The following is a 24,141-nucleotide window of genomic DNA, read 5'->3' on the forward strand; positions in this document are numbered from 1 at the left end:
AAAATTGCTTGATATCATAATGGCTGTTTAGCTGGCTTCGGCCAGTTTTTGTTCTTTATATTTTCATTTCAGGCAATAGCATGACTGATTATCTATTACTCTTTATTGGTACGGTGCTGGTTAACAACTTCGTCCTTGTTAAATTTCTTGGGTTATGTCCATTTATGGGGGTATCAAAGAAACTTGAACCTGCCATCGGTATGGGATTAGCGACAACATTTGTCATGACATTAGCCTCCATTTCTTCATGGCTAATTGATACACTGATCCTCGTTCCCCTTGACCTACTTTATCTACGTACACTCAGCTTTATTCTTGCAATCGCTGTGGTAGTACAATTTACAGAAATGGTTGTAAGAAAAACAAGCCCTACACTTTATCGGTTATTAGGTATTTTCTTGCCTTTAATTACAACAAACTGCGCAGTATTAGGTGTGGCATTGTTGAACATTAATATGTCCCATTCGTTCCTGCAGTCAGCCGTATATGGTTTTGGAGCCGCTATTGGCTTTTCCCTTGTGATGGTTCTGTTTGCAGCGATCCGTGAACGACTCGCTGTTGCCAATGTCCCTGCCCCATTCCGTGGTTCTTCCATTGGCCTGATCACTGCAGGGCTTATGTCCCTCGCATTTATGGGCTTTAGTGGTTTGGTGAAATTCTAATGATGTCTGTATGGATTGCCATCGGTATATTAGCCGTATTCGGTTTGATTTTCGGTCTAATTTTAGGCTACGCGTCGTTACGTTTTAAAGTCGAAGCTGACCCAATTGTCGAACAAGTGGAAGCTATTTTACCTCAGAGTCAATGTGGGCAGTGTAGCTATCCAGGTTGCCGCCCTTACGCAGAAGCGGTCGCTAACAATGGTGAAATGATCAATAAATGTGCCCCTGGTGGCGAGCAAGTCATGCTAAAGATAGCCGAATTGCTGAATGTTGACCCACAACCTATTGATGGTGATGAAGCAGCGCAGAACCCTGTTCGTAAAGTTGCCATTATCGATGAAGAAAACTGTATCGGTTGCACGAAATGTATCCAAGCTTGCCCTGTTGACGCCATTGTCGGTGCCACCCGTGCAATGCATACCGTAATTGAAGATTTATGTACTGGATGCGATTTATGCGTCGCCCCCTGCCCAACTGACTGTATTGAACTTGTCCCCGTGAAAACCACAACCGCCAATTGGAAATGGGATTTAAACACTATTCCAGTGAAAAATATTTCTGTTGAACCTATTGAAAAAACTGAAGTGAAATCAAGGGAGAACTCCCATGCTTAAGTTATTTAAATGGTTGAAAAAAGACAATATCTGGGATTTTGATGGTGGCATTCACCCACCTGAAATGAAGTTGCAATCCAGCCGTACCCCTATGCGGGTTGCAACTATACCTAATGAGCTGATTATCCCATTGCAGCAGCATTTAGGCCCTGAAGGTGAACTTATCGTTCAAGTCGGTGATTCTGTGCTTAAAGGCCAGCCGTTAACTCGTGGTCTTGGTCGTACCGTACCAGTACATGCTTCAACCTCTGGAACGATTACTGCAATTGAACCTATGGTGACTGCACATCCATCGGGTTTAAAAGAATTATGTGTGCGTATTCAATCTGATGGTAAAGATACTTGGTGCCCATTAGAGCCAATCCCTGATTACTATCAATTAGCCAAACCAGATTTATTGCACAAAATTGAGCAAGCTGGAATTGCAGGCTTAGGTGGAGCGGGCTTCCCTACTGCCTCTAAATTGGCGGGAGGTAAAGATGCGATTAAAACATTGATTATCAATGCGGCTGAATGTGAACCTTATATCACCGCTGATGATAGGTTAATGCAAGAGCACGCCGAAGAAGTGATTGAAGGCTGCCGCGTCTTACAACATTTATTAAATCCAGACCAAGTATTAATTGGCATTGAAGATAATAAGCCAGAAGCTATTCAATCTCTGAATAAAGCCATCACTAAACAAGACTCAAACATTTTCGTCCGTGTGATCCCAACTAAATACCCTTCAGGTGGGGCCAAACAACTAACTAAAATTTTAACCGGTCAAGAAGTACCATCGGGTGCCCGCTCATCCCAAATAGGCGTGTTGATGCAAAACGTGGGCACTGTTGTGGCAATTAAACGTGCAGTCATTGATGGACAACCTTTAATTGAACGTGTTGTCACTGTAACAGGTGAAGCGATTTCCCAACCGGGAAATTTCTGGGCACGTTTAGGTACCCCAGTAAGGCACTTACTACAACAATCTGGATTCAACCCAGAACCTGAACAAATGGTGATCATGGGGGGGCCATTGATGGGCTTTACCCTACCCGACCTCAATGTTCCTGTTGTCAAAATTTGTAACTGTCTTTTAGTTCCTACAATGGAAGAAATGGGGCCAAAAGCCCTTGAAGAAGCGTGTATTCGTTGTGGATTATGCGTTGATGCCTGCCCAGCAGCTTTATTACCGCAGCAACTTTACTGGTTCAGTAAGGGTGACGAGCACGAAAAAGCGCAAAAGCACAATTTATTCGATTGTATTGAGTGCGGTGCCTGTGCGTATGTTTGTCCAAGCAATATCCCGTTAGTACAATATTACCGCCAAGAAAAAGCAGAAATTCGTGAAATCGCACAAGAAGAGCGCCGTGCCGCAGAAGCGAAATTGCGCTTTGAAGCGAAACAACAGCGAATGGAGCGCGATAAACTGGCCCGTGAAGAGCGCCATAAGAAAGCGGCTGTTCAAGTTGAAAGTGCCGATAAAGACGTAGTAAATGCGGCATTAGCAAGAGTGAAGACAAAACAAACTGCAAGCCAAGAGCCGATTAAAATTGTTTCTGGCGAATTGCCTGACAACAGCGCAGTTATTGCGGCACGTGAGGCACGAAAAGCCCAAGCTCGTGCTAAACAAGCTGAGAAATTGGCTAATGTGCAAGCTAATGCTCCTGTTAGTGGATCTGATGATGACCCACGCAAAGCTGCGGTTGCTGCCGCCATTGCCCGTGCGAAAGCCAAGAAAGCGGCGCAAGAGCCAACAGCTCCTGTGGTTGACGCTCAACCAGAAACAGAAGTCGACCCACGCAAAGCTGCGGTTGCTGCTGCCATTGCCCGTGCGAAAGCCAAGAAAGCGGCGCAAGAGCCAACAGCTCCTGTGGTTGACGCTCAACAAGAAACAGAAGTCGACCCACGCAAAGCCGCGGTTGCTGCTGCCATTGCCCGTGCGAAAGCCAAGAAAGCGGCGCAAGAGCCAACGGCTCCTGTGGTTAACGCTCAACCAGAAACAGAAGTCGACCCACGCAAAGCCGCGGTTGCTGCTGCCATTGCCCGTGCGAAAGCCAAGAAAGCGGCGCAAGAGCCAACTGCTCCTGTGGTTGACTCTCAACAAGAAACAGAAGTCGACCCACGCAAAGCTGCGGTTGCTGCTGCCATTGCCCGTGCGAAAGCCAAGAAAGCGGCGCAAGAGCCAACGGCTCCTGTGGTTGACGCTCAACAAGAAACAGAAGTCGACCCACGCAAAGCTGCAGTTGCTGCTGCCATTGCCCGTGCGAAAGCCAAGAAAGCAGCACAAGAGCCAACGGCTCCTGCGGTTGACGCTCAACAAGAAACAGAAGTCGACCCACGCAAAGCTGCGGTTGCTGCTGCCATTGCCCGTGCGAAAGCCAAGAAAGCGGCGCAGAAACAAGCAATAATTGATGAGTTATCGCCTGCAGCTGAGCCCCCTATAGATGAAGAGACCGACCCTAGGAAAATTGCGGTTGCTGCTGCGATTGCCCGCGTTAAAGCAAAACAAGCTGAAAAGCACAATGAACAAACGATAACAGAGTAAGTGATAACGAAATGAAATTTAGGCCAATTGATGCGAAAAATCGCCGACTAAAAATTGCAAGCGCACCATTTACTCATAATAACCAAAGCACCAGCTTAGTGATGTTTTGGGTGCTTCTCGCTGCCATTCCAGGAATAGCAGCACAAATTTACTTTTTTGGTATAGGTACGCTCTATCAAATTGTTTTAGCGATACTCACAGCGGTTGTAACTGAAGCTGTTTCCATACGCTTACGCAAGCAGCCTGTTGTTCCTGTGCTTAAAGATAATTCTGCCATTGTCACTGCCCTATTACTCGGGATCAGCTTACCCCCGTTATCACCTTGGTGGTTGATTGTATTAGGGACATTCTTTGCCATTACCATTGCCAAACAATGTTATGGTGGATTAGGGCAAAATCCATTCAACCCAGCAATGGTTGGTTATGTTGTATTATTAATATCCTTCCCTGTACATATGACCAACTGGCTGCCACCACAAGAATTGCAAAACATGCATATCTCTGCCATTGATAGCTTGTCAGTGATCTTCAGTGGGCAGACTTCTTCGGGAGTGACGCTTGATCAGTTACGAACGGGCATAGATGGTATGAGCCAAGCGACACCGCTGGATAGCTTTAAAACAGGCTTACTAACACACTCTATTTCTGACGTATTACAACAACCTATTTTACAAGGCTCATTAGCTGGGATTGGCTGGCAGTGGGTAAATATTGCTTATCTTATTGGTGGTTTAATTATGATTAACCGCCGTATTATTAGCTGGCATATTCCGTTGTCATTCTTAGGAACCTTAGCTGTTTTCTCCATAATCAGCTACCTGATTGATGATAGCCGTTATGCGCCGCCATTGGTTCATTTACTGTCAGGTGCCACCATGTTGGGTGCGTTTTTTATCGCAACCGACCCTGTTACCGCTTCAACAACACCAAAAGGGCGAATTATTTTTGGAATGATTATTGGTTTCTTAGTGTGGGTGATCCGTGTTTATGGCGGATACCCTGATGCCGTTGCCTTCGCTGTATTATTGGCAAACATCACCGTGCCGTTAATTGATTATTACACTCAACCGCGTGCATATGGACATAAATAAGGAGCCAACATGTTAAATACAATGCGACGTCACGGAACTATCCTTGCCATATTTGCCGCAGGAACCACGGCATTGAGTGCAGCGGTCTATACTTTGACGAAAGACATTATTGCAGAGCAAGCCGCCATTGTGCAGAAAAAATTGCTCGACCAAGTCATCCCCAGTGACCTCTATAATAATGATTTAACTAAAGAATGTTATCTAGTCACCAATGAGGCTATATTAGGTAATAAACAGCCACGGCGTTTATATATAGCCCGTAAAAATGGTGAACCCGTTGCTGCGGCGTTAGAAACCACGGCATTAGATGGTTACTCAGGGGCTATCCACTTGTTGGTAGGCGCTGATTTTAACGGCACTGTTTTAGGTGTCCGTGTGACCGAACACCATGAAACACCTGGGCTTGGTGATAAAATTGAAACGCGTATTTCAGATTGGATCACCCATTTAAGCGGGAAGAAAATCGAATCGCCAAATGACCCCAAATGGGCTGTAAAAAAAGATGGTGGCGAGTTTGACCAATTCACTGGCGCCACCATCACACCAAGAGCGGTGGTCAATGCCACCAAACGAACTGCGGTCTTTATGCAAACTATTCCGCAAGAATTAGCAACTTACCCAAATTGTGGGGAAGAATAATGAGTGAATCTAAAGATTTATTAGTCCAAGGGTTATGGAAAAATAACTCTGCATTAGTCCAGCTTTTAGGGCTTTGCCCGCTATTGGCTGTTTCTTCTACAGCAACGAATGCTCTCGGGCTTGGCCTTGCAACAACACTTGTGCTGATATGCACTAACGTAGCTGTTTCTGCCCTGCGCCGTTGGGTGCCATCTGAAATTCGTATCCCAATTTATGTGATGATCATTGCATCGGTTGTGAGTGCGGTACAAATGCTAATCAACGCCTATGCTTTTGGTTTATATGAATCGCTCGGGATTTTTATTCCGTTGATTGTGACGAACTGTATCGTCATTGGCCGTGCAGAAGCCTACGCATCTCGCAACCCCGTTTCGTTATCAGCATTAGATGGCTTAGCGATGGGCTTAGGGGCAACGGCGACATTGTTTGTTTTGGGGTCAATTCGTGAAATTTTAGGTAACGGTACCTTATTTGATGGCGCTGATTTACTGTTAGGCTCATGGGCTACTTCATTACGCATTGAAGTTATTCACCTTGATTCTCCATTTTTACTCGCTATGCTACCACCAGGTGCCTTTATTGGCCTTGCCCTATTGTTAGCTGCAAAATATTTAATTGATGAAAAAATGAAAAAAAGAGCGGCTTTGCAAGCTGATCATCAGTCAGTACGCGAATATGAAAAACAACAAGGTTGCGGCGGTCATCTTTCTTAATAAACAAATTAATGTGAGCAATGAATAAATCAAAACGTATTGAAATTTTAACTCGCTTACGGGACAACAATCCCCACCCAACGACGGAGCTAGAGTTTAGCTCCCCGTTTGAGCTATTAATCTCTGTGTTACTCTCCGCTCAAGCGACTGATGTCAGCGTTAATAAAGCCACGGCAAAGCTTTATCCCGTAGCAAACACACCTGAAACAATTATGGCGCTGGGTGTTGATGGTATTAAAGAATATATCAAAACTATTGGCTTATTTAATACTAAAGCAGAAAGTGTTTATAAAACCTGCAAAATACTGATTGAAAAGCACAATAGCCAAGTTCCCGAAAACCGTGAGGCCCTTGAAGCGCTTCCAGGCGTTGGCCGTAAAACAGCCAATGTCGTTCTTAATACAGCCTTCGGTTGGCCAACCATTGCCGTCGATACTCATATATTTCGCGTATGTAATCGTACCAACTTTGCCCCAGGTAAAGACGTTGTCGCTGTTGAAGAAAAGTTACTGAAAGTCGTCCCTGCTGAATTTAAGGTCGATTGCCATCACTGGTTTATTCTACATGGGCGTTATACTTGTATTGCGCGCAAACCCCGCTGTGGTTCGTGCATCATCGAAGACCTCTGTGAATTTAAAGACAAAGTCTACCCAGAGGATTAACTATATATCGTGCTTTTGATGACGAAAAAGATAGGTCATCGTGCTAATCATAAGCACAACGCATTTTTTCCTTGCTCTAGGACTTTGTCTTACGTAACAATAGAGCCAAATTCAAACTTAATAAAACGGTAAGTATGTTTCAAGACAACCCACTGCTCGCACAACTTAAACAGACATTACATGCCCAAACACCTCGTGTTGAAGGGTTGGTAAAAAGCACTGAAAAAGGTTTTGGCTTTTTAGAAGTTGATGGCCAAAAAAGCTATTTCATTCCGCCTCCTCAGATGAAAAAAGTGATGCACGGTGACCGTGTCATCGCCGCAGTACATACGGATAAAGACCGTGAGTTTGCTGAGCCAGAAGAACTTGTCGAGCCTTTTTTAGAGAGATTTGTCGGTAAAATTCAGAAAAAAGAAAACGACAATCGCTTATTTGTTATCCCCGATCACCCGTTACTCAAAGACATGATTTTATGTCGTCCTGTGAATGGTATTACCCATGAATTTAAGCAAGATGATTGGGTCGTCGCTCAAATGCGCCGTCATCCCTTAAAAGGCGATAAAAACTTTTACGCAGATATTACAGAATACATCACTGAAGGCGATGACCACTTTGCACCATGGTGGGTAACGTTACGCCGTCACCAATTAGACCGTGATGAACCTCAAATGGTGGAAAGCGAGCGTGATGATCAAGGCATTGAACGCGTTGATTTAACTGACTTACATTTTGTGACCATCGATAGCGCTAGTACTGAAGATATGGATGATGCGCTGTATGTTGAGAAAACCGCTGAAGGCAATCTCAAATTATTCATCGCTATCGCTGACCCAACCAGCTATATCCGCGAAGGCAGTGAATTAGATAAACTGGCCCTTGCACGTTCTTATACTAACTATTTACCTGGTTTCAATATCCCAATGTTACCGCGTCAATTGTCAGATGATTTATGCTCCTTGCGCCCAAATGAACGTCGCCCTGCTTTAGTATGTGTGGCGCAAATTCTTGCAGATGGCAGCCTTGATAGTCACATTGAGTTTTTCAGTGCTTGGGTCGAATCAAAAACCAAATTAGTGTATGACGAAGTTTCTGATTGGCTTGAAGAAACTGGAAATTGGCAACCCGCCAATGACACAGACAAACAACAAATATTGCTGTTAAAAGAAATGGCTGATAAACGCTTACATTGGCGTGAAACTCATGCATTAGTCTTTAAAGACCGCCCTGATTACCGCTTTGTGCTTGATGATAAAGGCAATGTCGTTGATATTGTATCAGAAAGCCGCCGCAGTTCTAACCGCATTGTTGAAGAGGCGATGATCACCTCTAACCTTTGTGCAGCCAGCGTGTTAAAAGAAAAACTCGGCTTCGGCGTTTTCAATGTGCATATGGGCTTTGAGCCATTGCAAATTGACCAGGTTGTTCAAACCTTAAAAGACAATGGTATTGAAACCACCGCGGAATCATTATTGTCTCTGGAAGGTTTCCGTCAATTACGTCGTAAGCTTGATGCCGAACCTACCCAGTTCTTAGATAGCCGAATTCGTCGCTACCAAACTTTTGCCGAAGTTAAAGCTGATCCCGGCCCTCACTTCGGCCTTGGTTTTGACGCTTACGCAACATGGACATCCCCCATTCGTAAATACACCGATATCGTTAACCATCGGTTATTAAAGTCCATTATTGCGGGCAAGCCTTCAACGGATAAACCCACTGAAGAGCTTTCCATTAAATTGGCAGAACGTCGCCGTGCAAACCGTATGGCGGAACGCGATGTGGGTGATTGGCTCTATTCACGTTACTTAAAACCGTTTGAAGGCACTGACACTAAATTCCCCGCAGAAATTATTGATATTACCCGTGGCGGTGTACGTGTACGTCTCGTGGATAATGGCGCGGTGGCATTTGTTCCTGCACCATTTATTCACAGTGTTCGTGATGAAATTCAGTGTAGCCAAGAAACTGGCAGCGTTCTGGTTAAAGGCGAAAAAGCATATCAACTCAATGATATTATTAATGTCACCATTGCGGAAGTTCGTATGGAAACACGTAATATCGTTGCTCGCCCTGCAGAATAATACTTTCTGTGCTATCTTTAAAAGACCATAAGTTAATGCTTATGGTCTTTTCTTCGTTCGCAACCTAATCAGTAGTGATTAATTCGCATTTTACGTTAAAATTTATATGCTATTCGCTATTTTTTCCTGATTATTCTTATTCGTAAATTTACCTATCATGCTAATTTATGATTTGTTTAATACGTGTTAAGGATTAAAAAATGAATACTGTCAGCAAACGCATTTTATCATTTATGGTTATCGCAGCCGTCGCTATTAGCGTGAGTGCCTGTTCCAACATGTCTAAGCGCGATAAAAATACTGCCATTGGTGCTGGTGTCGGTGCCGTCGGTGGTGCAGTGCTTACTGGGGGTAGTTCACTTGGTACGGTAGGCGGTGCCGCCGTTGGCGGGATCATTGGCCACCAAATTGGCAAATAACCGACAATAAGCTATGCCCTTATTCTCTAAATAGCGCCATCCATTTGGCGCTATTTTATTTTCAGTGTTCTAACGCTAACTCAATGTTTCACAAAGCGAATTAGCTAATGCATTAGGAACTAGCGTTGATACCATTAAAAGCTGGGAACTCAAACGACCTAACCCAACAGGGTTAGCGGCTAAAGTATTAGTGGCAATAAAAAGAAACCCTGAATTATTCAAAGAACTTGCTGCAATTTAAACCATAAAAAAACGGTGATTACATCTGCAATCACCGTTTTTTCTTTAATTATTTTAATCAGCCACCAGCTAATTTGACTTGCATACCTTTTGCTTCAAGAAGTTGCTTAATCACATCTCGCTTATCCCCTTGAATTTCAATATTTCCATCTTTTACTGCGCCACCACAACCACATTTTTTTTTCAATTCAGCCGCAAGTTTTGTGAGCTCTGCATCATCAAGGTCAAGCCCCGTTACCACACAAACCCCCTTGCCTTTACGACCTGATGTTTCACGGCGAATTCTAACGATGCCATCACCTTTTGGCCTTTCTACCTTCGGTTTTTCTTCATCAATACGCCCAACGTCTGTGCTATATACTAGACGGCTGTTTGAATCACTCATGAGAGACCTTTAATAGACTGGTTAATTTGCTGTAATGTTAACGTTGGGTTTTCACTACGCGTGATCGGGCGTCCAATCACCATATAGTCAACCCCTGCTTTGACAGCATCTTGTGGTGTCATGATACGGCGTTGATCGCCAACATCACTACCTTCTGGGCGAATACCTGGTGTGACTAATTTAAAATCTTTGCCACATAAACTTTTTAAGCGTTTTGCTTCATGGGCAGAACAGACAACGCCATCAAGACCACACTGTTTGGTCAGCAATGCAAGACGTTCTGCATGAACCGCAGGAGAGTCTTGGATCCCCACGCCCACTAGATCTGTCTCATCCATACTGGTCAAAACAGTTACTGCCGTTAATAAAGGCGCATCTTTACCATAAACTTCGAGTGATTGACGAGCCGCTTCCATCATTCGAGCCCCACCGCCCGCATGCACATTGACCATCCAGACGCCCATTTCAGCAGAAGCGGCGACGGCACGAGCAACCGTATTTGGAATATCGTGAAATTTTAAATCAAGGAAAACATCAAAGCCGCGATCATGGAGTGATTTGACAAATTGAGGACCATTGAACGTGAACATTTCTTTGCCTACTTTAAGACGGCAATCACGCGGGTCAATGCGGTCAACAAACGCCAGTGCAGCATTAGCATCTTCATAGTCAAGTGCCACAATGATTGGCGAGTGTGTCTGGTTCTCAGTTGAGGAAATCATTTCATAGCCTTTAATGAGTTGTTATGAGGTTAAAAAGTGACGTTGTCACTGGCCATCTAACCCACGAATGGGTTTAATCGTATCCCAAGAACGACAAGATGGGCAGTGCCAATATAATGAACGAGAAGTAAAGCCACATTTATGGCAACGGTAATCAGGCTTTGTTCGGATTTGTTCGCCCACCATTTTTCTTAGCAAAATCAAACTTTCTTTTGCACGGCCTTCTTCGGCTTCTTCAAGGTGGTAATCCATTAAACGATAAAACAGTCGCATGGTTGGGTGACGTTGAATTTGGTCATTAATATAATTTGCAGCAGCTTCATGATTTTGCTTTTCAACAATAATATCGGCGAGATACAGCTCTGCAATTGCACCTGAATTACCCGCTACACATTGACGCAAGTAATCTTCCCATTCATCCAATTGACCGGTGCGTTGATAGCAATCATGGAGCAGTGGCAGCGTTTCAGTAACCAACTCTCTATCTTGATCATATACTTGCTTTAAAACATGAATGGCCTTTTCATAAACGCCTTGCTCAATAAAAATACGCCCTTTCATAATCGAAACGCGCGCACAGTTTTTATCGGCTTGTTCTGCTTTATTTAATAAGGCTTGTGCATCATCAAGATCATCACTCGCCAATTGTTGTACCGCAAGCTCACAGTAAAAATGTGCAATTTGCTCGCGTAATTCGTTATGGCCTAATTTAACCAGTTTACCTGCAACATCGATAGCTTTCGACCATTCACTGGTTAACTGGTAAATATTTAATAAAGATTGTAAAGCACTTTGCTTGAAATCCACTTCATCAGTGAGTTGCTGGAACATATTTTCGGCGCGATCATACACCCCAGCGGTCATGTAATCACGGCCAAGTTGTTGGGTTGCAAGGAGGCGTTGTTCGAAGGATAACGAAGCACTTTCCACCAGCGATTGGTGAATGCGGATAGCACGTTCAACTTCACCTCGAGAACGAAATAAATTCCCTAAGGTTAAATGTGCTTCAAATGCAGAGCTATCATAATTCTTAAGCATATCTAGAAACAAATCAACCGCTTTATCTTGCTGATTTGACAAAAGAAAGTTCACGCCTGTCACATAATCACGGGACAAGCGGTTAGCATGTAGTTGTTTATCTTGTTGAGCACTTCTGCGCCCCATATACCAACCATAAGCGGCAGCCACAGGAAGCAACAGAAACAGCAACTCGAACATACAGGATTATTCCTTGTTCTGAGTCGTCACTAATGAGGTTGAGTCAGAAATATTACTTTCTCCAGCACCTAATTGTGATTCTAAACGTCTAATTTTACGACGTGCGTTTTTCAGGCTAACGATTGTACGTAAATAAAATGCCGCACACACCAGCCATCCCAGCACAAAACCGACACCAAAAAGTGATGCAAGAAGGGTTGATAAAGAAAAATCCCCTTTTGCAATCAGGTAGTTAAATGTAATAACCTGATCATTGCTTGAACCTAGCGTAATCGAGATAATAAAAAATGCGACCGCCAGTAATAAAATCAGAAAGTATTTCACATTTGTTCCCGTTATCAGTTCTTATCCATTCAATAATATCTACCTGATAAGGTAGCATTTCCCGCGCATCCAGACAAAGCAATTTATTTTATACAAATTCGAAAATTCACAGAGTTTGTCGCAACAATCACTCTCTTGACGAAAGATTAACCGACTTTTTTTTCCGCTTAAGAAACAGAAATACACCGTAAGCCAAAATGGCAAAAATGGCACTGATAAATACTGACGTAATAACATCAATTGGCCAATGCATACCTAATAACATGCGGCTAAATGCGATCCCCTCAGCCCAGAGTGCTAGGCCAATCGAAAAGCCATAGTAGCCCCTTTGCCAAAAAAAGGCGATAAACAAGAGTGCCCAGCCAGCAGCAAATAACATATGTCCTGATGGAAATGAGTACCCTGTTTCTGCTTGCCAATGCTTTCTTTGCCACTTAGCAATATCATCATGTTGTTTAACGACCGTTTTAATCAACTTGGCTCGAGCGGCTCGTGTTAATTCATAAAAATCCGAATGCGTCACATCATATTGCTCTTCGAGCCAAACCACATAAGGTCGAGGCTCTTGAAAATGGTTTTTAAGTAATGTTTTGGTACCTTGTTGCAGTAACAAAGCGCTAGCAACAATAATCACAATCTTCAAGACCATACTTTTTTCTGCACGTAGTCTGAATATGATTATCCCCATAAGTGCTAATGACGTAATAATACTGTATGGTGCACCTGCTGTATCGGTCAGCCATAACAGCCATTTCATTGATTTAAATTGATTTTCTGGCGTCCATTGCCACCCCGAAATTAGCATTATCATGGGTGGTAATGCTAATAAAATAGCAAACAGGCTAACGACGAAAGTAGTCTTTCTCATTTAATGCATTCCATAAATATTAATCCACCTTATGAAGAAATATTCCATTCACTCACGATTAACTCTGTTATAGTAATACAGTGTTGGTTGTGTGCAAAGATTACCAGCCTCTATATGCAAAACGTCATATAGCTTCGATATATTATACTCATGTACCTTATATCGATTTACGTTATTACATTAAGCAAGAGTTACTTTAACTAATGAATGAAAATATGCAGCTAAAACGTGTTGCTCAAGCAAAACTCCCAACACCGTTCGGTGAATTTCTGATGGTAGGTTTTGAAGAAATTGCAACGGGTCATGACCATGTCGCGTTAATCTTTGGCGACATCTCTGGGGATACCCCCGTTCTTAGCCGTATTCACTCTGAATGTTTAACGGGTGATGCGCTATTTAGCTTACGTTGCGATTGTGGTTTCCAATTAGAAGCCGCGCTTTCTCAGATTAGTAAAGAAGGCCGCGGGGTGTTACTTTACCATCGCCAAGAAGGCCGTAATATTGGCTTGCTCAATAAAATCCGTGCATATGCGCTACAAGACCAAGGTTTAGACACTGTCGAGGCAAATTTAAAACTGGGTTTTAAAGCCGATGAACGTGATTTTACCCTCTGCTCAGATATGTACAAATTACTGGGGATCAACGAAGTTCGTTTGCTAACGAATAACCCGAAAAAAATCGATATCATGCGTGAAGCGGGTATAAATGTGGTTGAACGTGTGCCTTTGATCGTTGGGCGTAATCCAAGTAATGAACATTATTTGGATGTTAAAGCACAAAAGATGGGTCATATGCTGTTTAAACACCAGTAAGCTACGCAATAAGGGGAGAGTTTCTACGTTCTTCCCTTTTCTCTCAATTATCCTCTCAATGTGTGCCATTTCTTGATGGTTATATTCACTTTCTTTCTATAAGGTTTATACTGTTCTCAATATTATGACTTTGATGAATGACCTTTATCTTTTGCTTATTCATCAAACTACAAGGAGATATTGTGAACAACCTGCATTCTATTCAACGCATGAGAAGACTGCGTAAAACTGAAAAACTCCGCACTTTATTCCAAGAAACCCATCTATCGATTAATGACCTTTGTTTACCTATTTTCGTTGAAGAAGAACTCGACGATTATATGCCGATCAATAGCATGCCTGGTGTTATGCGTATTCCTGAAAAACGCTTAGCGTATGAAATTGAACGCATCGCAAATGCAGGCATTAAGTCAGTCATGACATTTGGCGTTTCCCACCACCTTGATGATAATGGTAGTGATGCATGGCAGGAAAATGGCTTAGTCGCTCGTATGTCCCGTATCTGTAAAGACACAGTTCCTGAAATGATTGTGATGTCGGATACTTGTTTTTGTGAATATACTTCCCATGGTCACTGCGGGGTGATGCATGACCATGTTGTTGATAATGATGCCACTATTCACAATTTAGGTCTGCAGGCAGTTGCTGCTGCCCGAGCAGGTGCAGACTTTATCGCCCCTTCCGCTGCAATGGATGGACAAGTTGCGGCGATCCGCCGTGCACTGGATGAAGCAGGTTTTACGGATACGGCCATTATGTCCTATTCCACAAAATTTGCATCCGCATTATATGGCCCATTCCGTGATGCAGCTGGCTCATGTTTAAAAGGTGACAGAAAAACCTACCAAATGAACCCAATGAATCGCCGCGAAGCGCTACATGAATCGCTGATTGATGAGCGCGAAGGTGCAGATGCGCTGATGATCAAACCCGCTGGGGCTTATCTTGATATCATTCGTGATTTACGTGAACACACACAATTACCGATTGGTGCGTATCAAGTTAGTGGCGAATATGCGCAAATCAAATTTGCAGCACAAGCGGGTGCGATTGATGAAACACGTGTGGCACTGGAAACATTAGGTTCAATTAAACGCGCAGGTGCTGACCTTATCTTCACTTACTTTGCCCTACAACTGGCTGAAAGTAAGGCTTTATAATTTTTAGCTTATAAAAAAAACCGCAATACTGGATATAAACACAGCATTGCGGTTTTTTGGCATTTTAGATTAAAAAGCAAGCCAAAACAGATTAAAAATAAATCAATCGGTTATTTACCACGCTGAATTTCAAGCTGATGCGTTAATGTTTTTGCATAATGCTGAGCAACTTCTGCCGAAGGTAAGCCCGCTATCAATAAATCGTCTTTACCTGCAGTTGTCTTGGCAACAACGCCCCAAAATTCCACCTCAAAAGTAATACTCTCCGGGTTTTGATCCGGCATAGGCACAATATCAAAATACTCTTTTAATGGTGCGATAGTAATTGCAGTGTAATCTGCATTTAAGCCAAGTGGGAATTCTTTGTCCGCATAGAGACGTAAGTCGTGAACTTCCGTTTCAGGTGTTCTCATCACAATAGAATACAAATTAGGAATATGTTCTAAAATATCGCGAACCTCTTCATTCGACCCATCAAAATGAGAAGTTGTTAATAAGATATCTGCTGCCCACAATGCCCCTTTATAGAAATCGGTTTCATTGATATCTGCCATATATATTTCCTTTACGTTGTTTTCGATAAATTTAGCGAGCCCGAATCCATTACATGAATACTAATTCAAACAAAGAAACTGATTTATGGCGAACTTAATTCAGTACTCACTGAATTAAGAATGGTTTTCTCCCCTATATTTAACCATCTACCTAACACCATAACGTAGATCCACATCGAAAATATTGAGAAAAAACAAGATTAAGAAATAAGATAGGAATAAAAAAACGTCTGCTGGATTAACCAAACAGACGTTTTTAGTTAACCTGTGTTAATGAAGCATTTGTCGAATGACATAATGCAAGATACCGCCATGGCGGTAATACTCCATTTCAGTACCCGTATCAATACGACAACGGGTAGTGATCTCCTTGACCTCACCATTACCCAGAGTAATATTCACCTTCAAGTCTTGCCCTGGTGTCAGGGATTGCAGACCAACAACGTCAATGCGTTCGTCTCCTTTTAGTCCAAGGGTTTTGCGGGACATGCCATCTTTAAACTCCAGAGGTACAACCCCCATACCGATTAAATTTGAACGATGAATACGCTCATAAGACTCTGCAATCACCACACGAACGCCTAACAAATTAGTTCCTTTTGCAGCCCAGTCACGACTCGAACCTGAACCATATTCCTTACCTGCAATAATCGCCAATGGGCGTTTTTCTTGCTGATACAACATTGCTGCATCATAGATAGCCATTTGCTGCCCTGTTGGAATATGTAAGGTATAACCACCTTCAACACCTGGTACCATTTCATTACGAATACGAATATTCGCAAAGGTGCCGCGCATCATCACTTCATGGTTACCTCGTCGTGAGCCATAAGAGTTAAAGTCTGCAACAGCAACACCATGCTCTTGAAGGTAGCGCCCTGCTGGACTGTCTTTCTTAATATTCCCTGCAGGAGAAATATGGTCAGTAGTGACTGAATCGCCAAGGATAGCCAAAATATTGGCGCCGTGAATATCTTTAACTGGCGCAGGCTGGGCTTGCATGCCTTCAAAGAATGGTGGATGGCGAATGTACGTTGAGTCCGCCTGCCAATGATAAGTTGATGAGCTTTCAACCTCGAGAGCACGCCACGCATCGTCACCTTCAAATACGGCATTATATTCTTTGCGGAACATCTCTGTTTTAACTTGTTGCACAGCTTGGGCTATTTCAGCACTGCTTGGCCAAATATCTTTCAGATAAACGTCATTACCGTGTTTATCTACACCAAGCGGTTCATTTTTCAAGTTAATATTCATATTTCCTGCAAGGGCATAGGCCACAACTAACGGCGGAGATGCCAACCAGTTAGTTTTCACCAGAGGATGGATCCGCCCTTCAAAATTTCGGTTCCCCGAAAGCACTGCACCAACGGTTAAATCGGTTTGCTTAATCGCCGCTTCAATTGGTTCCGGTAATGGACCTGAGTTACCGATACAGGTGGTACATCCATACCCAACAAGATTGAATCCCAATTTATCTAAATAAGGTGTTAAGCCCGCTACCGCAAGGTAGTCCGTGACCACTTTGGAACCTGGTGCAAGGGATGATTTAACCCAGGGTTGACGAGACAGCCCTTTTTCAACCGCTTTTTTCGCTAACAGCCCCGCCGCCATCAAAACACTCGGATTTGAAGTATTGGTACAAGATGTAATCGCCGCAATCACGACCGCGCCATCAGTGAGTTCAAAGGTTTGATTTTGATATTTCACTTCTGGATGTGCATTTTTATCTTGTTTATTCACTTCGAGTTCAACTGCACCTCGGAACGCTTTTGGTACTTGACTCAGCTCCACTCTATCCTGTGGACGTTTTGGCCCAGCCAAGCTAGATTCAACCGTCGACATATCTAATTCAAGGGTACTGGTAAAGATAGGTTCATCACCTGCGTGACGCCATAAGCCCTGCTCTTTACTATACGCTTCCACCAGCGCCACTTCATCGTCGCTACGTCCTGTTAGTCGCATATAGGACAACGTAATATCATCGATGGGGAAGAACCCACAGGTTGCACCATATTCAGGTGACATATTGGCGATGGTGGCACGGTCAGCTAAGGGTAAATCCGCCAAACCATCACCGTAGAATTCCACAAACTTACCGACCACGCCGTGTTTACGCAGCATTTGTGTGACGGTTAATACAAGGTCAGTTGCCGTAATACCTTCCGATAATTTGCCTGTTAACTTAAACCCAACCACATCGGGGATAAGCATCGAAACAGGCTGACCTAACATCGCTGCTTCAGCCTCTATACCACCCACTCCCCAACCCAGCACACCAAGCCCATTGATCATGGTTGTGTGAGAATCGGTACCCACTAGCGTATCTGGATAAGCGTATAGCTTCCCATCGATTTCCTCATGCCAAACCGCTTTTCCAAGGTACTCTAAGTTAACCTGGTGGCAAATCCCAGTGCCCGGTGGCACAACTTGGAAACGGTTAAACGCTTTTTGCCCCCAACGCAGGAATAAATAGCGTTCGTGGTTACGTTCCATTTCAATTTCCACGTTTTCACCAAACGCAGATTGTGTGGCAAATTCATCCACCATCACCGAGTGGTCAATCACCAGATCAACAGGTGATAATGGGTTGACCTGATTGACATTTCCCCCTAACGATTTCACCGCTTCACGCATTGCTGCAAGGTCAACAACCGCAGGGACGCCAGTAAAATCTTGCATCAGTACACGAGCGGGACGATAGGCAATTTCCCTATCTGCATGAGCGTTTTTTTGCCAATCAATAATGGCTTGTAAGTCTTGTTCAACAACAGAAGTGCCATCGATATGGCGTAATAGGTTTTCGAGTAACACTTTGAGGGATTTGGGCAGCTTTGAACCATCGCCGATTTTTTTCTCGGCAAGCGCCAAACTGAAGTAATTATACTGCTTGTTTCCGACAGCGAGTGTTGAGGCACTCGTTGTTTTTAGACTCAACGACATAACTCCTCCTTGGTTTTTATGGCTATGGCAATAATGTTTATTTACCACCATTATTTTTTGTTAACCAATTGTAATCATAGTTGCTTTATAAATTTGATTTATAGATTTTGTGCCAAATTTGCAGTTTAGACCTATTTATCATAGGAAATTTGAGATAAGAATGGAAAGTATAAGCGTAAATGACGGTAAAAAGTTTGGGGGATGACGGTTATTTTCAGTTTAGATAGGCGCCGATTGCGAGCTGAAGATCAGCTAAAGTGACCATTAGCATCATTGAGTCTAGAGGTGAAGATACAAACCCAACATGTTCATAAAACCGTTTAGCATCAACTGAAAGCGCATGAACAACCATTCTCCGAATACCGACAAGCCCTGATGCTTGGATAACTCTCAGCGCCGCATCCTTTACAAGCGCCCTGCCAACACCGAATCCTTTCACGTTTGCATCCACTGCTAGGCGGCTAAGTAAAACAACAGGAATATCTGTTGGCATATTTTGCCGAAATTTACCCACCGCTTGGTTGGTAGTTATAATGCCTGTAGAAAGTGCATAATACCCCATCACCGTATTATCAGATGCAGTGACAAAAGTGCGGGATGCACCCGTTTTCTGATTTCCCATCGCGCGGTTTTTTAACCAATGATCCAACGTTTCGTCACCCGAAGAGAATACATCCAGACGGTGGTTTAAATTGAGCGGCTCAGGAGCTGTCAGGTTCAATGTCATTTCTCCCACAGAGATTTGGACATCATGGTTTTTCTGAGCGCCTCATTATTGCTCGGCGGGGCATCTAATTGAGCAACAAACTCCTGATAAACCTCAGGGCTCACATTAATCACACGGAGATCGGCTAATGTTTCTTCCGCAGCACGACGAGCCGCTTCGAGTACAAACTCAGTACTATTTTTCCCAACAGCGTTAGCAGCTCGGTCAATCAGAATTTTATCTTCTAATTTAATTCGTAAATTCAATGATGAACGTGTAAGCACCGTATCATTATCACATGTATTTTGCATCGCAATGGTTAACGCCTAACTGATGACTTATTTTTTAAGCACACAGTTTTATCCGCATTGCGGTGAATAGATGATTAATGGTAGCCACTGTTCATCATGTGGCTACCATTAGATGGGCAGGCAATAATACAAAAATCAAATAATCGGTAACTGAATATCTTTAAAGAAAGCTTCAATTTCATCATTGTTGCGAATGGCAATCGCCTTATCCACCACATCACGCGTTAAATGTGGGGCAAAACGCCATAAGAAATCATACATATAGCTACGCAAGAAACTGGTGCGTTTAAAGCCAATTTTCGTGGTGCTATAGCTGAACTTATCACGCATATCAATGACAACAAGGTCAGAATCATTTACCGCATCAACCGCCATACTGGCGATAATACCAATACCCAATCCCAGCCTGACGTAAGTTTTAATCACATCTGCATCTGTTGCTGTAAAAATGATCTTCGGCTCTAGGCCTATTTTTTGAAAAGCGACATCCAGTTCTGAACGCCCAGTAAAGCCATGGGTGTATGTCACAATTTGGTATTCCGCAATATCTTCAATGGTCACATTCTTTTTCGTCGCCAACGGATGGTCTTTTTGCACCACCACACAACGGTTCCAATGGTAGCAAGGCAGCATAATTAAGTCGCTATACAGATGGAGTGCCTCCGTGGCGATTGCAAAATCACTGTTCCCCTTGCATACCTCTTCCGCTATTTGGGTTGGTGTGCCTTGCTGCATATGCAAAGACACATGTGGGTAGCGTTCAATAAAGCCTTTAATAACCGGCGGTAATGCATAACGCGCTTGCGTGTGGGTCGTTGCTATATTTAACGTACCGCGATCTGGGTAGGTATGCTCCCCCGCAACTGAACGTATTGCTTCAATCTTCGACAACACTTCCCTTGAAATACGAACGACCTCTTCTCCCGCAGGGGTGACATGCGTTAAGTGTTTACCGCTGCGAGCAAAAATCTGAATGCCTAGCTCATCTTCTAGCATCCGCACTTGCTTACTAATACCTGGTTGCGAAGTAAAAAGCCCCTCCGCCGTAGAGGAGACATTTAAGTCATGATTAACAACTTCAACAATATAACGTAATTGCTGCAATTTCATATTTCTGCCTACCCCTTACTGGATCACGATAGAGTCGCTATAGCTAAAAAACATTAGTTATAACTAAAAATTATATACAATTGAATCGATATAACCAATATAACATTATTCTAACGAGAATAAACAGTATGATGACAAAATTTCATCTAAGGTGAATTTTTCCTGCCTCAACGTCGTAATGTATTGCAAAGACGGGTTATCTTTAATTCGTGATATGTTTCAATGAATAAAACGTAATTTGAAGGATTTCCACTTCAGTATAAGCTTGAAAAAGTGGAGTTATAGATTCTCAACGAAGAGAGGTTTTTACATGCGTATAAATATTTTGGCACTGCTTATTGGTATGTCAACGGTTTCCTTTGCACCTCAACTACTTGCAAAGGAAGTGACTTACGGACAACAGAAAATTGTTTTATCCGACACAATTAACCCTGGTAATGATTTCTACCGCTACGTGAATGAGGATTGGATAAGCAAGGCAAAAATCCCAACGGGTATGCCCCGCATTAACTCTTTTGTTGATTTGTATTTAAATACCGAAAAACAGACCCAAGCTATCATTGATGAACTACAGAAAAAACCAGAAAGCGAACTAAACCATAATCAACGCAATATTCGTCATTTGTACCAAAGTTTTCTCAATGAAGACGTCATCGAAAAGGCTGGACTTTCACCTATCAAACAGGATTTAGCCGAGATTGCAAAAGCAAAAAACCATCAGGATATCAGTCAGCTAATGACTAACCCAGATTTCAATTCATTGATTTCTTATTGGGTAGATTTAGATGCAAAATCCCCTGAAACGTATGTGTTGTATATTGGCCAAGGGGGTTTAGGATTACCTAATCGGACTTATTACCTCGATGACACCCCACAAATGCAAGATATACGAAAAAGTTATATCGCTTATATCGCAACGATGCTGAAACTGGCGGGTGAAAAAGACGTTGAACAAAAAGCGCAAAAAATATTCGATTTAGAAAAAGCCATTGCAACCGTACATTGGATTCCTGAAGCGCGCCGTGACACCATCAAAAACTACCATGCTATGTCATTAGCTGAAATGAAAAATCATACCAAAGGCTTTGATTGGAGCAGTTTTATCAGCCGCTACAAACTCACCGATAAGCAGCTTGAAAAAGTGGTAGTAGAAACAGACAGCGCCGTTGAACAAACCGCAAAAATTTTCGCGCAAACACCTGTTTCAACCTTAAAAGATTATTTAACGTTCCAATATATTAGCGATCATGCACGCTATTTAAATAAAGCTGTTTCTGATGCCAACTTTGATTTTTATTCGAAAAAACTCAACGGTGTCGAGAAACAACGTACCCGCCAAGAACGTGCGCTACAAACAGTAAACTCCCTTCAGGGCGAAGCATTAGGGCAAATCTATGTTGAAAAATATTTCGACCCGCAATCCAAAGAAAAAATTCAAGATTTAGTGAGCTATGTCAGAGGCACATTTAATTCACGTTTAAAAGACAACGATTGGATGGATGATAGCACACGCCAAGAAGCCCTGAAAAAACTGGAACAGTTCACCGTAAAAGTGGGCTACCCTGACAAATGGAATGATTTCAGTGACATTAATTTAAAACCAGATTCACTGTTTGATAACTACAAACAAGTTGTTGCATGGTCCTACAACGACATGATTAGCAAAATGGGCCAGCCTGTTCGTAAATGGGAATGGGGAATGACACCACAAACGGTGAATGCCTATTTCAACCCTGTACAAAATGAAATCGTGTTCCCTGCTGCGATTTTACAAGCCCCATTCTTTGACCCTAACGTTGACCCCGCTTATAACTACGGGGCAATTGGTGCAGTGATAGGCCATGAAATGGGTCATGGTTTTGATGACCAAGGCAGTTTATATGATGGTACAGGGCAACTACGTAATTGGTGGAGTGAAAGTGCCAAAACGCACTTCAAAGAAAAAACTGAGAAGTTGGTCGAACAATACAACGCGTTTGATGTCGATGGTTTGAAAGTTAATGGGCAATTAACTCTAGGCGAAAATATTGGGGACTTAGGCGGACTAAATATCGCGTTGAGTGCCTATAAACAATTCGCCAAAGAAAATTACCCAAATGGTGAACCACCGATTATTGACGGCACAACCGGCTTACAGCGTTTTTTCATCGCATGGGCACGCACATGGCAAGAGCTGTCGAATAAAGAGTCTGAGCGTAATAAAATTATGACTGACCCGCACAGTCCAAACCAATTCCGTGCCAATGGCGTTGTGCGTAATATTGATGATTGGTACCAAACCTTTGGTGTCGATAAAGACAATGCTCTCTATTTGGAATCTGAAAAGCGTATTCGTATTTGGTAGTCGATTGATAAATAGATAAAAAGAAAGCTCGGCATATTTCCGAGCTTTCAAACCACATCATCAGTTAAGTATTGCTTTGAACAATTAGATATTGCTCTAAATAGTCTGCGTTGTGGCTAGGCAATATATGACGCTATATCATCATTTAAATTACTTAATACCCAATGCAATACTACGCTATTAAGTATTGCTTTGGACAATTAAGACCTTGCTCTAAATAGTTTACGTTGTGGCTAGGCGGCAAATGAGGTTATCGTGGGGAGCATACTCCAGTATGTGACCCACATAACCGAATGAAGCCAACAACGCCACACCGTAAAATATGACGAGCAAAGTTATTTGATGACGCCACAGGCCATCCTAGCCCCCCCACCACCTAACGCTTCTGGATTATCGGAATAGTTATCGCCCCCCACATGCACCATTAACGCACGGTTTTGCACATCTTTCAGTGTTTTTAAACGTGGCGCTAAAACCGCATAATCGGCATTACCTTGGCTATCTGCAACGAGACCGGGTAAATCCCCTAAGTGCCCAGTATTATCATATGGCCCTTTGTGAACAGCCGTTTTTGCTGGATCTAAATGCCCACCCGCTTTTAGTGCAGGAACAGATTTGCCGTCTTTTTCCCCTGGCTCGCAGCTTGGGTTTTCGTGGACATGGAAACCATGAATACCAGATTGTAAACCTGAAAGTTTTGGTGTGAACAATAACCCATACTCAGTTTCAGAGATAACAACTTCACCAATCGTTTTACCCTCACCCGTTGGCGTTGCTTCCTTTAATACCACAGTGGATTGTGCTGCATAGGCAGTGCCCGCAGTCAGTAATGCAGCAAATAAGCACATCTTTAACTTCATATTGCCTCCAGTGGATAACATTTATCAATCATTCCATCCAATTACCTTATGATAAACAAGGTAAGAACGATTACTGTTGTTTCATTAGTACCAATGACTGTACTTAAGTTAACACAAATTTGTTATCACTTTGGTGCTGCATTTAGCTTTAGTTAATAAATGATAGTTATATCACAATC

At 42.9% G+C, this 24,141-nt stretch carries 23 protein-coding genes and 1 pseudogene; 13 read left to right on the plus strand and 11 right to left on the minus strand.

Annotated elements, in window-relative coordinates:
* Positions 1–80: 80 nt before the first annotated feature.
* The 10 genes and pseudogenes from rsxA to nadS all read left to right on the plus strand — a co-directional run.
* Positions 81–662 carry an electron transport complex subunit RsxA gene (gene rsxA, locus M1F05_RS10285; RefSeq protein ID WP_206086073.1) on the plus strand — a complete coding sequence of 194 codons (582 nt, stop codon included), beginning with the start codon at positions 81–83 and terminating at the stop codon, positions 660–662.
* Positions 662–1,276, plus strand: a complete 615-nt coding sequence (gene rsxB / locus M1F05_RS10290; RefSeq protein WP_206086074.1) for an electron transport complex subunit RsxB — start codon at positions 662–664, stop codon at positions 1,274–1,276. The genes rsxA and rsxB overlap by 1 nt, the downstream gene beginning before the upstream one ends.
* Positions 1,269–3,803, plus strand: a complete 2,535-nt coding sequence (gene rsxC / locus M1F05_RS10295; RefSeq protein WP_206086075.1) for an electron transport complex subunit RsxC — start codon at positions 1,269–1,271, stop codon at positions 3,801–3,803. The genes rsxB and rsxC overlap by 8 nt, the downstream gene beginning before the upstream one ends.
* A gap of 11 nt (positions 3,804–3,814) precedes the next feature.
* Positions 3,815–4,894, plus strand: a complete 1,080-nt coding sequence (rsxD, locus tag M1F05_RS10300; protein WP_206086076.1) for an electron transport complex subunit RsxD — start codon at positions 3,815–3,817, stop codon at positions 4,892–4,894.
* Between the two features lie 9 nt (positions 4,895–4,903).
* Positions 4,904–5,533 (plus strand): electron transport complex subunit RsxG, encoded by a 630-nt coding sequence (rsxG, locus tag M1F05_RS10305; protein WP_206086077.1) that lies wholly within the window; start codon positions 4,904–4,906, stop codon positions 5,531–5,533.
* On the plus strand, positions 5,533–6,246 hold the full coding sequence (locus tag M1F05_RS10310; protein ID WP_206086078.1) for an electron transport complex subunit E: 714 nt from the start codon (positions 5,533–5,535) through the stop codon (positions 6,244–6,246). Before rsxG ends, M1F05_RS10310 begins: the two co-directional genes overlap by 1 nt.
* Positions 6,247–6,266: 20 nt before the next feature.
* On the plus strand, positions 6,267–6,908 hold the full coding sequence (gene nth / locus M1F05_RS10315) for an endonuclease III (RefSeq protein WP_206086079.1): 642 nt from the start codon (positions 6,267–6,269) through the stop codon (positions 6,906–6,908).
* Between the two features lie 134 nt (positions 6,909–7,042).
* Positions 7,043–8,986, plus strand: coding sequence for an exoribonuclease II (locus M1F05_RS10320; protein WP_206086080.1), 1,944 nt, complete (start codon positions 7,043–7,045; stop codon positions 8,984–8,986).
* 200 nt (positions 8,987–9,186) lie between these two features.
* Complete coding sequence (osmB, locus tag M1F05_RS10325) at positions 9,187–9,405, plus strand: osmotically-inducible lipoprotein OsmB (RefSeq protein WP_206086081.1); 219 nt, start codon at positions 9,187–9,189, stop codon at positions 9,403–9,405.
* 79 nt (positions 9,406–9,484) lie between these two features.
* Positions 9,485–9,646 (plus strand): annotated as a pseudogene (gene nadS, locus M1F05_RS10330) (NadS family protein); the annotation flags it as partial.
* A 57-nt stretch (positions 9,647–9,703) separates the two neighbouring features.
* On the opposite strand, the gene yciH reads toward nadS, so the two are convergent.
* From yciH to M1F05_RS10355, 5 genes are all read right to left on the minus strand, one after another.
* Positions 9,704–10,030 carry a stress response translation initiation inhibitor YciH gene (gene yciH / locus M1F05_RS10335; RefSeq protein WP_206086082.1) on the minus strand — a complete coding sequence of 109 codons (327 nt, stop codon included), beginning with the start codon at positions 10,028–10,030 and terminating at the stop codon, positions 9,704–9,706.
* Positions 10,027–10,752, minus strand: a complete 726-nt coding sequence (pyrF, locus tag M1F05_RS10340) for an orotidine-5'-phosphate decarboxylase (RefSeq protein ID WP_206086083.1) — start codon at positions 10,750–10,752, stop codon at positions 10,027–10,029. The genes yciH and pyrF overlap by 4 nt, the downstream gene beginning before the upstream one ends.
* A gap of 45 nt (positions 10,753–10,797) precedes the next feature.
* Positions 10,798–11,970, minus strand: coding sequence for a lipopolysaccharide assembly protein LapB (gene lapB / locus M1F05_RS10345; protein WP_206086084.1), 1,173 nt, complete (start codon positions 11,968–11,970; stop codon positions 10,798–10,800).
* A 6-nt stretch (positions 11,971–11,976) separates the two neighbouring features.
* On the minus strand, positions 11,977–12,294 hold the full coding sequence (locus tag M1F05_RS10350; protein ID WP_206086085.1) for a LapA family protein: 318 nt from the start codon (positions 12,292–12,294) through the stop codon (positions 11,977–11,979).
* Between the two features lie 127 nt (positions 12,295–12,421).
* On the minus strand, positions 12,422–13,162 hold the full coding sequence (locus tag M1F05_RS10355; protein WP_206086086.1) for a phosphatase PAP2 family protein: 741 nt from the start codon (positions 13,160–13,162) through the stop codon (positions 12,422–12,424).
* Between the two features lie 215 nt (positions 13,163–13,377).
* On the opposite strand from M1F05_RS10355, the gene ribA reads away from it, so the two are divergent.
* Together ribA and hemB are read left to right on the plus strand one after the other, a co-directional pair.
* Positions 13,378–13,974 carry a GTP cyclohydrolase II gene (gene ribA / locus M1F05_RS10360; protein WP_206086203.1) on the plus strand — a complete coding sequence of 199 codons (597 nt, stop codon included), beginning with the start codon at positions 13,378–13,380 and terminating at the stop codon, positions 13,972–13,974.
* Between the two features lie 182 nt (positions 13,975–14,156).
* Positions 14,157–15,134, plus strand: coding sequence for a porphobilinogen synthase (gene hemB / locus M1F05_RS10365; protein ID WP_206086087.1), 978 nt, complete (start codon positions 14,157–14,159; stop codon positions 15,132–15,134).
* A 110-nt stretch (positions 15,135–15,244) separates the two neighbouring features.
* Here hemB and M1F05_RS10370 read toward each other — a convergent pair whose 3' ends face one another.
* From M1F05_RS10370 to cysB, 5 genes are all read right to left on the minus strand, one after another.
* On the minus strand, positions 15,245–15,688 hold the full coding sequence (locus M1F05_RS10370) for a hypothetical protein (protein WP_206086088.1): 444 nt from the start codon (positions 15,686–15,688) through the stop codon (positions 15,245–15,247).
* 270 nt (positions 15,689–15,958) lie between these two features.
* Positions 15,959–18,631 carry an aconitate hydratase AcnA gene (acnA, locus tag M1F05_RS10375; protein WP_206086089.1) on the minus strand — a complete coding sequence of 891 codons (2,673 nt, stop codon included), beginning with the start codon at positions 18,629–18,631 and terminating at the stop codon, positions 15,959–15,961.
* Positions 18,632–18,845: 214 nt separating this feature from the next.
* Positions 18,846–19,352 carry a GNAT family N-acetyltransferase gene (locus tag M1F05_RS10380; protein WP_412990675.1) on the minus strand — a complete coding sequence of 169 codons (507 nt, stop codon included), beginning with the start codon at positions 19,350–19,352 and terminating at the stop codon, positions 18,846–18,848.
* 2 nt (positions 19,353–19,354) lie between these two features.
* Entirely contained in the window at positions 19,355–19,648 is a 294-nt protein-coding gene (locus M1F05_RS10385) for a DUF1778 domain-containing protein (protein ID WP_206086091.1), read from the minus strand.
* A gap of 135 nt (positions 19,649–19,783) precedes the next feature.
* Positions 19,784–20,758 carry an HTH-type transcriptional regulator CysB gene (gene cysB, locus M1F05_RS10390; protein WP_206086092.1) on the minus strand — a complete coding sequence of 325 codons (975 nt, stop codon included), beginning with the start codon at positions 20,756–20,758 and terminating at the stop codon, positions 19,784–19,786.
* A gap of 310 nt (positions 20,759–21,068) precedes the next feature.
* On the opposite strand from cysB, the gene M1F05_RS10395 reads away from it, so the two are divergent.
* Positions 21,069–23,102 (plus strand): M13 family metallopeptidase, encoded by a 2,034-nt coding sequence (locus M1F05_RS10395; protein WP_318826053.1) that lies wholly within the window; start codon positions 21,069–21,071, stop codon positions 23,100–23,102.
* 335 nt (positions 23,103–23,437) lie between these two features.
* Here the strand turns inward: M1F05_RS10395 and sodC are convergent, their stop codons facing one another.
* Positions 23,438–23,962, minus strand: a complete 525-nt coding sequence (gene sodC / locus M1F05_RS10400; protein ID WP_206086094.1) for a superoxide dismutase family protein — start codon at positions 23,960–23,962, stop codon at positions 23,438–23,440.
* Positions 23,963–24,141: the final 179 nt, after the last annotated feature.

It is taken from the genome of Providencia sp. PROV252, from assembly GCF_033676005.1.
GTDB classification, from domain to species: domain Bacteria; phylum Pseudomonadota; class Gammaproteobacteria; order Enterobacterales; family Enterobacteriaceae; genus Providencia; species Providencia vermicola.